This window comes from Zobellia russellii (genome assembly GCF_044597075.1).
Taxonomy (GTDB): Bacteria; Bacteroidota; Bacteroidia; order Flavobacteriales; family Flavobacteriaceae; genus Zobellia; species Zobellia russellii.
Genome location: NZ_CP139000.1, coordinates 1582492 through 1596839, shown reverse-complemented (window position 1 = coordinate 1596839; position 14348 = coordinate 1582492). Strand labels below are relative to the sequence as shown.

Below are 14348 nucleotides of genomic sequence, written 5' to 3'. Positions count from 1 at the left end.
TTGCTAAATGTTGAATTTGAAGGGGTAACAAATGATATTCTCTTAAATATCTTGATGTTTCATAAGATTTTTCCTTCTAAAAAAGAGGATGGTAAAAGACTGTTAGGCTGATTTTGTCTAATTTAGAATCTGTAAAATCGATTTTAATTTTGAAAAGTGGGGCGGATTATTAAAAATGGAGCTGCAGAATAGATAATTTTGGTTTTAGTATTTTTGCGTTTTCCCAAATTGACAAGAAAGAACGGATGGTAAAGCTTAGTATAGAAAAGAATTCAAAAAAGCCTAAATATCTTCTGCTAGCAGATAGTATTATTTCGCAAATTGAACAAAAACAACTGGTTCTTGATGAAAGGCTACCCTCAGTAAACAAGCTTTCTGCCCATTTTAACTTTAGCCGTGAAACGGTTTTTAAGGCGTTAAACTACCTTAGTGAGAAAGGCATTGTACGCGCTGTAGATAAAATAGGCTATTTTGTAAACGATCTTTCTGTAGAGACAGAATTTAAAGTATTCTTTTTACTGGATAAGTTCACACCGTTTAAAGAGGATCTATACAATTCACTCATCTCAAATTTAGGGGAGAATGTAAAGGTTCGCTTGTATTTCCATCACCAGAATATTGAACTTTTTGCTTCGCTAATTTTGGATAACCTTAAGAACTATACCCACTTTGTGGTTACTACTTACATTGAGGATGCAAAATCTGTACAAAAGGTACTGAACAAAGTTCCACCGGAAAAATTGATTATTCTAGATAAATACGAACCCAATGTAAACGACGGGTGCGGAATGGTTTTTCAGGATTTTGAAAATGATATTTTTAATCTGTTAACGGAGCATATCCATTTGGTGAACAAGTACGAGAGGTTGGTACTTTTTAATCGTAAAAATGCCCCTCATGGGGATTTTGTACAAAAAGGTTTTGAGCGGTTTTGCAGCAAAAACGATTTTAAAAGCGAGGTATACTATAATTTTTCATCCGATTATTTTGAAGAAGGTACACTTTACGTAACCATTGATGCCTATGATAGGGATATGGTAGAGATTATAAAATTAGCGCGAAAATCCAATTGGAAACTAGGTAAAGAAATAGGACTTATCAGTTATAACGATACCAGTACCAAAGAGATATTGGATGGTGGTATATCCGTTATCAGTACCGATTTTAAGAAAATGGGCGAGGAAGCCGCTAAAATGATTTTGGAAGGCAGACGCGAACATAAGAGTAATGAAACCCAACTTATTTTAAGGAGTTCACTTTAAACCGGTTACATTAGCTGGGCAAAAACTTTCTTTCGCTGTACGGCATAATACCAGAAAAGCAAAGAAATAAGAATAGTAAGAACGGCACCTCCCATATAGGCAACGTTATTCTCCAATTGAAATCCTTCTGGTGCTATAAGAATGTAAGTGGAACAGACCATGGTCATGAACACAGCTGGGATTAGGGTTATCCAATACAATTTGTTCTCATAAATTAGATATGCGGTTATCGTCCATAATACCACGGTTGCTAGTGTTTGGTTGCTCCAGGCAAAATAGCGCCATATAATACCAAAATCCATCTGGGTAAGCGCAAAAGCTACTATAAACAGCGGAATACTGATGTAGAGTCGGTTTTTAATTTTCTTTTGGTCCGTTTTGAAAATATCGGACAGAATGAGTCGCGCCGAGCGGAAAGCGGTATCGCCCGAAGTAATTGGAGCTGCAACAATACCCAATAGTGCCAATACGCCACCTACTTTGCCCAACATGTTCATTGATATTTCATTGGCCGCCCATGCCGCATTGTTCCCATTGGCTAACATGGCATCGTTAAGTCCGCCAACATCACCAAAAAAGGTCATAGCGGCAGCGGCCCATATAAGGGCAACTATGCCTTCGGTAATCATTGTGCCAAAGAATATACTTCTTCCCAATTTTTCGTTTTGCATACAACGTGCCATTAAAGGTGATTGGGTAGCATGAAATCCGGATATAGCGCCGCAGGCAATGGTAACAAAGAGAATAGGGAACAGGGGCGTGGCTTCGGGGTCGGAAGTCATATTGGTTAGATTGGCGGGTACCAGTTCTGGAATGGCATAATCACCAAAGAACAATGCAATTACCAGCCCAAGGGCCATAAGAAGCATAGCTATTCCAAAAACAGGGTAGATTTTACCGATCATTTTATCTATGGGCAAAAGCGTGGATAGAATATAATAGGCGAGGATTATACCGACCCAAATCCATAAGTTCCACATATTGCCTGTCATACCATCAATAATCTTGGCCGGCCCCATGAGGAATACCGTACCCACAAAAATGAGTAGAATAACAGTGAAAAAACGCATCAGGTGTTTCATTCTTGGTCCTAGATAGATACCAACAATTTCGCTAATGCTCAGTCCGTTATGGCGTACGGATAACATACCTGAAAAATAATCGTGAACGGCACCGGCAAAAATACTGCCCAATACAATCCATAAAAATGCAGCAGGACCGAACATGGCACCGGCAATTGCCCCAAAAATTGGGCCTAAGCCTGCTATATTTAAAAATTGAATAAGGAATATACGCCAAGCGGGTAGGGGCATGAAATCAATATCGTCCCGGAGCCTAACTGCTGGTGTTTCCCTCTTTGTGTCTGCACCAAAAATTTTCTCAACTAGTTTTCCGTAGGTATAATACCCTAGTACTAACACAAGAACAGAAATTATAAACGAAATCATAAAATGTAGGTTTTATTTGGTACGATTAGCTATTGTCTGCCAAAAACTGAGCAACAAGATATGCATTCTTCTCTTTGGTAGATGCTGCGAACCGTTCTAGATTTTTTAGAATATCCGGTGAAAGTTTCTTTTTGCTTTCAAGATTCGCCAAATATTTAAGTAGTTGATTCTTAGTTAGCACTCCTAATTGTGTGGAAATATCCTTTATGGTCTTATCCGAAGCAAAATCTATATGTTGTAGTAAAAGGCTTCGGGTGTTGATGTCAATATGAGGGAGTGCATCCCAAAAAGGTTGCATGGTAGAGGGCGACTGCGAAAAGGAATCCGATAAATTTTTAATAATGTATGATCGAACCAATGGAATACCGGATTTAAAGAGTTTCGATATTCTTGAAAATTGAGCTTTATATTGTTCTTGATTTAGATTTTCCAGGGCATACATTTGATAATTGGTATGGTCACTATTCAGCATACGAACCAACATACTTTCATTTTGTCGTTGAACGGTATGGGCCTTAATTTGCTCCTTAATTTTACCATGAACCAAGTGCCAGGCTACATAGCAGGAATAGAGCGCTCCCGAAACAACGGATTCTTTTACCTCTTTTACTGTAGCACCGGACAGGGCATCTACACCCTCTATTTTTGAAGGTTTAGGTTTGGTAACCAACTCATCTATAGCCCTTCTTTTTAAGATGGAATTGTGGTCTTTCAACAAATCGTGAAGTTTCCAATAATCGGAGAAGAGGAACTCATCATGATCATGTTTGGTCAACGGTTCTTGGGGAGAACGGTCAAAACCGGCATAATCACCTAAAAGTGTCCAATACAAGATAATGTGCATGAACTTGCAATCCCCGTCTGCACAAACCGGCGTAATAATGTTGGAGGCGTACAGGACAGGTGCTCCCGCATTATCCCTAAATAGGTTTACTTTTTGGGCTCCCACGGAATCGGTAACAATTTCCAAGGGAGTTTCCGAAATGTAAAGAGCCGTATTGGGTTTCCAATCCAAGACAAAAAATTCCGGACTAGCTTCTAAAACGGTTTTATCAGAGGTATTGGGCAATGCAATAGCCGACCCAAATTGTGCATTACATAAGTGGGTAAAAAGCAACAGGAAGACTAATGCAATGGGTCTCATTTTTTAGAAGTAGGAATTTTTTCATATTTCTGATCTTCTATCAAATTTAAATACTCTTCTAGATATCCGGTATAAATTTCACGGGGCATAACTTCGTATTTTTTACAAAGCGAGGCAGCATAACCTACGGCAGCACCCATTTGTCCGGTAGTGAGCATAACCCTTGGCCCTCCAAGTCCAGCGTGAGAGCAACTGAAATTACGCCCGGCCATAAACAGGTTCTTAATGTTTTTGGAGTATAGACTTCTATACGGAATATAGTACTGCGGACCTCTGTAGAATAAAGCTTCCGAAATAAAATCAGGATTGCTCTCATCTTCAAGAACGGTTTGGTAATGCACATCTACGGCTCTTTTTTCTATAACTACGCCATCTGGGAATTTTCTTCCTTCTTTGGCATCGTTAAAAGTAAAAATGTGGTCGCCTACTAATCTTCTGGATTCTCGTTTTCCTACCAAATATGAAACCCACTCCAATTTTCTGTTTTTGTTTACCTCGTCTTTTTTGGCATTGGAAAATGATCCGTAAATGGCTCGTAACATATGATCCCGTATTTCTTCGGCATCATCAATCTGACTCAAATCGTTTCTACTAAACTCCCACTGCCATTCGCCATTAACTTCGGCATAATCTTTAGATACCGGCATGGCCCAAGGTACTTCTGGAAAACTCTGAAGACTGTCCGTGTCTTTAGATCCCCAAAGTACGGAAGAACCCATAACGGCATTATCCGCTTCTTTCGGGCTCCATAGTTCTCCATGCTCTTCCCAGTATTCGCCATAGGTATCAACGCTTTCACGGCCGTACGAGAATTCGGCACCAGCCCAGAAACCTATCCAACCATCACCTGTAGAATCCACAAAATAGGGAGCGGTAAACCGTTTTCTTTCTCCCGTAAAAGTTTGTCTTGCATCTACATATTTTACGCTATTTTCTTCAGAAATAGCATCATAAGCACGCCAGTTAAGGAATAAATCTATATTGTCATAACTCTTAACATTTTCATCCCTTTTTTGTTGATCAAGTTTAGATTCTGCCGAACCATTAGGGTAATGTTTGGTATCTATTTTTTTAAGAATGCGCTCAAAGTTTCCGTAGATACCTTCTGTATGCACTCTGATTTCCTCACTTGCGTTACCTCCTAAAACGGGACGGTCATGGATTAAGGCAACTTTTAGCCCTTGTTCGGCGCCGGCGATGGCCGCTGCACAACCTGCTAGCCCGCCACCAACAACTACTAAGTCATAGGTTTTTAACTCTTTGGGAGCATTAGGCTGGGCCGTAATTTCTTGACGCCAAGCTGCCAACTTTTTTGTGGATGATGGAGGCGTATCTTTTTTGGTTGAAAAATAAATGGCATCACAACGCCCATTAAAGCCTGTAAGATCTTGTAGTTCAATATGCGTAGCTTGCTTTTTGTTGATTTTGGCCTCACCGGCATATTGCCATCCCCAACCAGAGCGGGTTCCTAAAATGGTATCTAATACCGTTTCGCCGACTTTTAATTGGAATCTTCCCGGAGCTTCCCATTCACCAGGAACCCAATTCATGGTGCGTACCCAGACATGATAACTTCCAGATTTTTTAAAGTTTACCTCTGTTGACGCATTTTCTACGGGCTTGCCCATACCATGCGCATTTAGGTAAGGCGAGCCCATTTGCTCTACAAATTGTGGGTCTACTACCCAACCTCCAGGGTTATCAAAACTTTCTGCCTCTACAAGTACGTCTTGCGATAAGCCATAGAACGTGCTAAAGATTACAAATAATAGGGAAAATACATTTTTCATAGTGGTGTTATTAAATCTAGTACGGTCTAGTACGGTTTCAGTAAATATATAAAATTATTTTTAATCTAATTATTTAGTCCGTAATAAGTGATGTTAATATATTTTGATGTGATATTTTGAGTATTTGATAGTGAGGCTGATTGTGCTTACGTATAAAAAAAATCCCCGAGGGTATACCAAGGGGATTTAAAAAATACCTAAAAGGTTGTATCTAGTACCATTCGCTCAACACAAAACTATTGAGCCAAACCGCTTTTCCGTCCAGACCTTTAAAAACAAAACGCACCTTGTTTTTACCATCTGATTCAAAATGGATGTCGGTAGGATGAAATGGTGTAGTCTGCATATTTTCACCTTCGGTAACTATAATATTCCCTTGGGTTGAGGAACCCTTTGTATCGTTTATAGTAACGCTAAGCTCTTTGGCGTACGGAATCTTATAGATTTTATAAGTCGACATTTTTTCTTGATTGGGATCCATACTATCCGTATTGGTCCTTGGAGCATGATGAACCGTATTCAACTTATATTTTCCCTTTTTCAATCCGGAAAATTCTAGGGTAAGTCCTTCTTTTGACATACCTAGGACACCTTCGCCATGTGCAAATCCGTATTTACCAATAACATTTATTTCACCCAACCAACGGGTTGAGCTAGGGTCTTCACTACTTTGAACAGTGGCGGAAAAACCTCCAAATTCTTTAAATTCTTTTGTAGAAGCTTTATTATCCTTGCCGTTCCAAGGCGTCCAATCAAACTGTACGAGTTGTTCCTCTTCGCCTAAATCAACCCGGAGCGTTTCAAAATCATATATGGGTTTGGCATTTGCGGCTATCACATCAAAGTTGGCCCTTACGGTCCCAACCGTTGCAGAGGCTGTTTTTAGTCCTTTGGCCTTAGCTGTTATGACTATATTTCCAGGCGTATTTCCAGCCCTAATCAGAACAGGTGACACCCCATATTCTGTGGGCATAGGGTTGGAGCCTATCCCTTCTTTGTCTCCAATAATTTCGGCATCTCCCCTTACCGAAAATTCAACGGACAGGGCGGCATCAGGAAGTAGGGTCCCGTTTTTATCCACAACTTTGGCGTAGGCTACCAAAATATCGGAACCATCTGCAACAAATTTTCGGCCTTCCGTATCCGGTTCCAGAATAAGCCTATAGGCCGCTTCTGGGGTCTGTTTGGTTTCAGTAACAACCACTTTGCCGTCAAGTAGGCCGTTTGCCGTAAGCTTTCCTTTTTGGAATTCGGAAATGGAAAATACGAAAGGGGCATGTTCTAAATATTTATACTTATCCGCTTTAGAAGGGTGTTGCGTTGCAATGGTTTTTCCATTTACTTTTAATTCTACTTTTTCCGAATTACTGAATACAACTACTTCTTTGGTACCTTCCTTCCATTCGGTATTAATATGTAGATAAGGATAATTGGTTAGTTCCGCAGGATACCAAGCCAAATTTTCTTCTGTACGGGGATAGCGAAAAGCGGTCATAAAACCACCTCGACTTCTATTTTTAGGGGTTTTGGTAGGGTGAAAAGTGTAGTAGGCGTGGGCGGTCCATGATATGAGTCCCAGTTTCATAGGGTTGTTCATATATTCATTAACGGCCTCGGGACCACGGCGACCTTCCATTGCCAGCATAGGTTCATCACCACTCCAATAATAGGGGCCGTATACCATTTGCCCGTAAATGTCCGTAAGACCGGAAGTTTGCCAACCTGTCCATCTGCTACTTTGCGAAGCAGTGTATCTAAAAGGGTCTTCTTGTTTAATTACGTTATGGGCCCTTGGAACATAACCTCGGTGATTGATACCGGCTCCCCAAATAAAAACAGAGGTATGGTTTCTATGATTTCTGACCATGGCTCTAGCCGATTTTTCATAATTATCAAACCAAGCTTGGTTTCCTATAGACATCCATGTAGGGGCTTCTTCGTAGACCAACATTCCTAATTCATCACAGGCCTCGAGCAAAGAATTGTCATGCGGATAATGTGCGGTACGAACCACGTTCATTCCCAATTTTTTTAATTGAAGAATATCTTTATAGTGCAATGAGTTGGGCATGGCATCACCTATAAAGCCATAGTGTTGGTGTAAATTGGTGCCAATGAGTTTTAAAGGCTTTCCGTTTAACACGATGCCGTCATGATCGTTCATTTCAATTTTACGGAAACCTGTTTTAACTTCTGCCTGATCTACCGCTTTATCATCTTCAAAAACTAAAGTATGAACACGATACAAATTGGGCTCGTTAATAGACCAAAGCTTTAGGTTATCTTCTATACTTCCTATAAGATTAAACTGAACTTCCGCTCCGCTAGGAATCGTTTTGGTCTGCTTTAACTTTAGGACAACCAAACCTTTATCATCTATGACGCGGTTTAAAACAGTAGTCTTTTTAGGTTCCCCATTTTCATTGCGAACCGTGGTTTTAATGTTAATGGTGGCATTAAGGTTAACCGGGTCTACGGTTGGTGTAGTAATGTATTGACCTGCGTTTTCGGCCTCCCAATTAAATGTAATGTGCAACGGATTGGTTTCTACTAAGTACACATCACGATATAGACCGGCAAACTTAATATAGTCCATAGGTCCTGGGTCCGGAGGAACGTCTTCTCGTTTTCTATTATCGGCCAAAACGGTAACTAGATTTTTCTCTCCTCTATTTACAAAATCGGTAATATCAAAATGAAAAGGTGTGTATCCTCCAACGGCATGCTGACCAATGTGTTTGCCGTTTACCCAAACATCCGTTACTTGGTGGACGCCTTCAAACTCCAGAAATACTTTGGTGTTCGTATTTTTGGATACTTCTATTTCCTTTCGGTACCAACCTACTTTTCTCATGAATGTATCTTGGTATTTATCATCTTGTGCACCGTTGAGGTCCATGGTAGTAAGTTCCAACCCGTGAGGTACGTTAACCGTTTCCCATTTGGAATCGTCCGTTGCCAATGTATAGAAATCAGCTTCGGGGTTGCCTAAATGGAATTTCCATCCTTGGTTAATATTCAACTTGGAACGGTCCGTTTTGGTAAATCCGTCCGGTAAACTCCTTTTTTGCCCCCAAGTTATAGTTGACATTAGTAAAATGCAGAGCGTTAGTTTAAATGTTCTCATAAGATAACAATGTTGTATTTTGAATTAGAGAGGATTTTATTTCTCGTTTTCCAGTTCTTCTATAGTCCAGTAATACTCGCGATCTTTGTTTTCGTTCCGAACCTTACTAACCTGCCAAGAGCCAATACCGTTAGAATCGTTCAAGTGCATTCTGATGTAAGTCAGTACACTGGCAATGTAATCATCGTCCTGTTGTTTCATGCCCGCCATAACACCGGAATACTCTTTGCCGTCAACCGGCCCTGTTAGACCATTAAGAAGAATTTTTACGGGGATATCCCATTTTTTAGCTGTTACTCGTGGAGAACCCACCAATGAAGGGGCCATGCCCTCAATACCCGTTCCGTTAATACCATGGCAAGAAGCGCATAAGTTTTTGAAATGGGTATATCCGTTAACAATTCTATTTCGGGTATTGCTACTCTCAAGAACATATTGCTTTTTAATCTGTTCAATTTCTAAAGGAACTTCCTTTAAGCTTTCTTCACCAATATTTGCAATTGCTTCGTTGTTGGGGTTGGCAGCTATAATTTCAGAAATGGTTTCGTTTCCTTTTTTGTCTTTAGTAGACCGTAACGAAAGTACCACCTGCTGTAAGACCTCAGGATTTTTATCGCTTTTTAAAGTTTCAACAGCGTTAAGAACAGTCGTGTCACCAGATGCCAAAAATGGTTCGCTTAAACGTACCGCTGCCATGCGTATCCGGGCATCTTCATCTTGCAAAGCATCCAAAACCAAAGTTTTATCAATGGCATCAAGACCGTCTAGCGTCCAAATGGCATGAAGCCTGCCCAAAGCATAATCCGTATCGCCAAACATTGAAGCTATAAAGGGATCTCCGCCAGTTGCAATATCCTTTAAATCCGAAACTATGGATTTGTCCTGTTTAAGTACCAGAAGTTTTTGGGCCGTAAGCCTATACCAACCGTTAGGATGATGCAAGTAATCTACTAGTTCATTAGAGGTTTTGTGTAATAGGTCTTCTTGTTTGGAAGGAGCTATTTCATCATGTACTATTCTGTAAATTCTACCCTTCCCAATATTCTTGTCAAAACCTTTTCGTTCTACCACAGGACGTAAAAAGCTTCCTTTTCTTACCCAGTTCCCTTCTTGAATAATGCCACGGTACATATCTACTACGTATAAGCAACCGTCAGGACCTGTTTGGGTATCTACAGGCCTAAAGTTGGTATCTGTGGATGCCAGGAATTCTGTTTCCCCGTAAGGGTTGGACAATACCTTCTTACCATTAACCATATTTACTTTTGCACGACGAATTAAACGTCCTACGGGCTCAGGAATAAAAAGGTCTCCGTACATGGGCAGTTTGTCTCCCAAGAAGATAGATTGGCCACAACTGGCCGTAAAATGGTTTAAAGTGCCGTCTTCACGCAATCTTCTGAGGCCACCTTGTACGTCTGGAGTTCCAATGATGGGCCATACTTTCTCAAAACCTTCTTCCCATTTTCCTTCCATTTCCAAGGTGCCGTAATAAGGATGTTGTTGGTAACCTAGAGCGGGAGTTTCCCCACCTGCGCTAGAATAATAAATTTGACCCACTTCATCCTGTGTCATACCCCATTGTCCAGAAGGCGCATCCCTTAACGTATCAATTTCCATTTCACCTTTGGTAAAACGGTACCGTAAGGAACCGTTGGATAAATAAAGATAATTGTCCAAACCCCATATCATGGTAGCGGATTGGTGCTCCAGATTGGCATTGTCCCTTTTGTTGTTTTCAAGCACTAGCTTCTTTTCATCAGCTACGTTATCACCATCGGTATCCCTATAACTATAAAGGCTACGGTTGTAAGTTTCACCAATAAGAACACGGTCATCCAAAGGGAGTATAATCCTAGGGAGAATTAAGCTATCTACAAAAACTGTGCTTTTGTCCATTTTTCCATCACCATCAATATCCTCAAGAACCGAAACCCTGCTCCATGGCTCGTTTTCATCTGTACCGTCTATGTCTTGCATGTAGGTAATCATTTCAGCAACATAGAGTTTACCATCAGGACCCCAAGCAATTGTTACAGGTTCGTTAATCATAGGTTCACTGGCCACCAGCTCCATACGGTAACCTTCCGGTAAATGCATGGTTTTCATACTTTCTTCAGGAGACATAAAAACTACGGGTGGGTCTTTTACCAATTGGGGTTTGGTGTAAATAACGTCTGCATAAACAGGTTTCTCTTTTTTGCAACTGCCCAGGATAATCAGAATAAAGGCCGAAATAGCAAAGAAAAAATTGCATCTCATAAAATGGTTTTGAAACTGGTAAAGGAATTTGAACATGTCTTTTTTGGTGTTTGTTTATTTGTCTTTTTTGGTCGAAATGATGTTTTAAAGGTGTTGAGTTATATAGAAATTGATCTATACTCGTTTTTTGTGCTTAAAAATCCTGCTTGACGTAAAATTAACCATAGCATTATGTTGAGTTTGATACAAATGGTCAGATGCCTATATCAAATGTACTTTTTGTTGGTAAGCGAGGTTGAACGACACATAATCTATCTTAAAACTCTTGGCAGGACAGAGAAGTAAGGAAAGTATATTTTTCATTATCAATAGTGTTTTTACAATTCTTTATTTCGTTGGATGAGTGGAACTTCCAATTTCTACTTCAGCTATTATGGCTTTTTTACCGATCCACCTTAAAATTTCAATTTTGACATAACGGGCGTTGGATGCATTAAAAGCAATGCTTCTATATTTGGAGTTTTCAGGCCAAGAGTTTGTGGCAACTAACGTAAAGTTTTCATTATCAATGCTGGTATAGGTTTTACATTCCAAGATATTTCCTTTTGATAGGGCAGTTTCAGGAGCTGGTTTGCTCTTATGGTTGGGTACTAAAGTGATGATATCTATATTTAGAGGACTCCCCAAATCAAAAGTTAAAGTTTGGGTTGACGAAGTATTTGAACTCCAGTGTTTAAAATCGGTTTTGTATTGGGTAGCATCTATGAGATTGCTAGCTTTACCACTTGATGCGGTAGCTTTTACAATTGGCGCAGAGTAAATAAGATGTTTTTTTGAGGGAAGGTCTGCTCTATTCGTATTGGGAGACCATTTTTGTCCAATATCTTCTAAAAGAGTAATAAAGGCGGAGTCTAAAAAACCTTCTCTGTTGGGCATACAATTGAGCATAAAATTACAGTTCCTGTGCTCTAAGGTTTCCAATTTTGAAACCAATTTTTCAGCACTTTCACTTTTTTTTATACCATTTGGAGTTTCAGGGCTCCAAAACCACCCGTTTCCTTTAAAACTGCAGTGACCCAATGCAGATGCCATTTGGTTATTTTCCTCTGGAAACGCACCAAACGGACCTTCAAAGTACGGAACGTCTAATTGGTAAGGGGCCTGTAAATGGGTATGGTCTGTTAATAGACAATTAGGCTGTAGTTTTCTGATCAATTCACGAATTTCTATGAAGGGTACTTCATGATGGCCCATACGCCAAAACCAGCCATCTACAACAAAATAGTCTATTTTACCATAATTGGTAAGCAGTTCGGTAATCTGGGTTTTTATAAAGTCTATCTCCTCTGTACCTATTTTACCTTTGTCAATGCCATGCGTACTGTCCCAAATAGAGTAATAGAGCCCAACCTTGAGCCCCTTTTTTCTAAAAGATTCAACATATTGCTTTACAATGTCCTTTTTGTAGGGTGTTGAACCAACGTCATAATCGGTTACTTGACTATCCCACAAACAAAAACCTTCATGGTGTTTTGTGGTAAGCAAACCAAATTTCATTTGAGCTGAAACAGCGGCATTGGCCCATTGGTCCGTATCTAATTTTTTTGGATTAAAGGTAGATATGTCATAGTTAGCTTCGCCCCAACTGGCTCCATAAGACATGATGTTGTAACAAATGAACATGCCAAATCGCATATCCACAAAATCCTGTAATAATTCGCTATATGGTTTTGATGCTGTTTCCTGGGTTTGGGCCGTTACTTCTAGGCAGCAGAGTATAGCTAATATGGTCAAACGTATAATTCTCATTAAATAGCGTATTTATATATAATTTAAAACCGTTGTTGGATGTATCTTTTCTCCATATTGAAAAGGGATATCTAGTACTAGAAAAGTGTTGTTTCTCTATTATTGGATAGCTCTAGATAGGTTTCTTGCATTTTCTTTACACGATCTGCTTGCCCGGGTTCATTAATTAGGTTTTTGTTTTTCTTTTCTTTCAAGTTATCCTTCAAATCATATAACTCAATTGCTTTTAGTCCCTTTAGGTTTTTCTTACTGTCCGCAATCATAATTAGTTTAAAATCACCTTCTCGAATGGCGTGAAAAGGACCCTTTACATCTTGTGACCTATGCATGAGATACTTATGTAGTGGTTTAGTAGATTGTTTTTGAAAGATGGGAAGAAGATTAGCGGAATCTAGAATCTTGGTATTATCAAGGGGAATGTCTACAATTGCCGATAAGGTGGCAACCATATCCTGACCCACAATAGGCACATGGGATTCTGAATTTTTAGCTATCTTTCCGGGCCAAACTGCAATAAAAGGAACGCGATGCCCACCTTCATAGATGGATGCTTTTTTACCGGCTAACCCATTACTGGAATCATGTCCTGCTCGCCTTAAGGCTTTATTTTCATTAAGACCACCGTTGTCTGAAGTAAACACGAAGAGCGTATTTTTATATTTTCCGGATTTTTTTAGAGCTTTTGTCATCATACCCACTTGAGCGTCTAGTTCAGCAATCATATCGCCGTGACTACCTAATGTGGAACCCTTTATTTTTATTCCATCTAAAGTCTTGGCAGGAGTGTGGGGAACATGTACAGCTTGACTACAATAGTACATGAAAAATGGTTTTTCACTTTGTTTTTCAATATAGTTCACAGCTTTGTTGGCCAATATAGGCCCGGCTAAGGAAGGATTCCAGTTAGAGTCGCCAATGCCATCTCTATTGCGCTCTTTGTTATCTTCGCCATATTCAGTTTGTTCAAAAGGAATGTGTACCAGTTCTGAATCTGTTTTGAGTTTCATCCACTCCCCATTCTCATAATAGACGTAGGGTTTGTTTTGAATGCCCTGAGGGAGCTCAATAGAATAATTAAAATCAAATTTTTGGGCGCCTCCCTCGGTTTTGGAGTAATCATCAGGGGCACCGTTCCAAACACCTCCTAATCCCCATTTACCAAAAAACGCCGTGTTATAACCCGCTTTTTTTGCAATACGAGATAGTGTGTTAGAATCATTTATACCATCATTGCTTAACGGAGACCAAACACCCCAAGGACTGTTTGTGTTTCTATATGGGTAGTTTCCGGTCATCATAGAATATCGGGTAGGAGCACATAAAGAAGCAGGGGAGTGGGCATCGGAAAAACGCATGCCATTTGCAATAAGTTCATCTATGTTAGGGGTGGGCACAAGCGGTTCTTTACCCGTTCTTTCTTTATGATAAAAACCGATATCACCTAGGCCAATATCATCTGCCATGACAATTATAACATTGGGTTGTTCCTGAGCTCTCAGTAAATTACTAAACCCAGCAAATAAAACTAGGAAGCATACTTTGTTTAATAATGTAAATGATTTCATA

8 protein-coding genes are annotated in these 14348 nt (G+C 39.8%); 1 reads left to right on the top strand and 7 read right to left on the bottom strand.

The features are described from left to right. Positions 1-245 precede the first annotated feature (245 nt). Positions 246-1262 carry a GntR family transcriptional regulator gene (locus SJY45_RS06505; RefSeq protein WP_400073725.1) on the top strand — a complete coding sequence of 339 codons (1017 nt, stop codon included), beginning with the start codon at positions 246-248 and terminating at the stop codon, positions 1260-1262. Positions 1263-1267: 5 nt separating this feature from the next. Here SJY45_RS06505 and SJY45_RS06500 read toward each other — a convergent pair whose 3' ends face one another. The 7 genes from SJY45_RS06500 to SJY45_RS06470 form a co-directional block, all read right to left on the bottom strand. Then, on the bottom strand, positions 1268-2710 hold the full coding sequence (locus tag SJY45_RS06500) for a carbon starvation protein A (protein ID WP_400073724.1): 1443 nt from the start codon (positions 2708-2710) through the stop codon (positions 1268-1270). Positions 2711-2735: 25 nt separating this feature from the next. After that, positions 2736-3854, bottom strand: a complete 1119-nt coding sequence (locus SJY45_RS06495; protein WP_400073723.1) for a hypothetical protein — start codon at positions 3852-3854, stop codon at positions 2736-2738. Next, the gene (locus SJY45_RS06490; RefSeq protein WP_400073722.1) at positions 3851-5644 is read right to left on the bottom strand and encodes an FAD-dependent oxidoreductase; all 1794 of its coding nucleotides are present in this window, start codon (positions 5642-5644) and stop codon (positions 3851-3853) included. Before SJY45_RS06490 ends, SJY45_RS06495 begins: the two co-directional genes overlap by 4 nt. A gap of 211 nt (positions 5645-5855) precedes the next feature. Then, entirely contained in the window at positions 5856-8771 is a 2916-nt protein-coding gene (locus tag SJY45_RS06485) for a sugar-binding domain-containing protein (RefSeq protein ID WP_400073721.1), read from the bottom strand. A 36-nt stretch (positions 8772-8807) separates the two neighbouring features. Continuing rightward, complete coding sequence (locus tag SJY45_RS06480; protein ID WP_400073720.1) at positions 8808-11033, bottom strand: c-type cytochrome; 2226 nt, start codon at positions 11031-11033, stop codon at positions 8808-8810. Positions 11034-11360: 327 nt separating this feature from the next. Next, a complete protein-coding gene (locus SJY45_RS06475) occupies positions 11361-12782 on the bottom strand; it encodes an alpha-L-fucosidase (RefSeq protein ID WP_400073719.1) in 1422 nt (473 codons plus the stop codon). Positions 12783-12859: 77 nt separating this feature from the next. Further along, positions 12860-14347, bottom strand: coding sequence for an arylsulfatase (locus SJY45_RS06470; RefSeq protein WP_400073718.1), 1488 nt, complete (start codon positions 14345-14347; stop codon positions 12860-12862). Between the last annotated feature and the right edge of the window lies 1 nt (position 14348).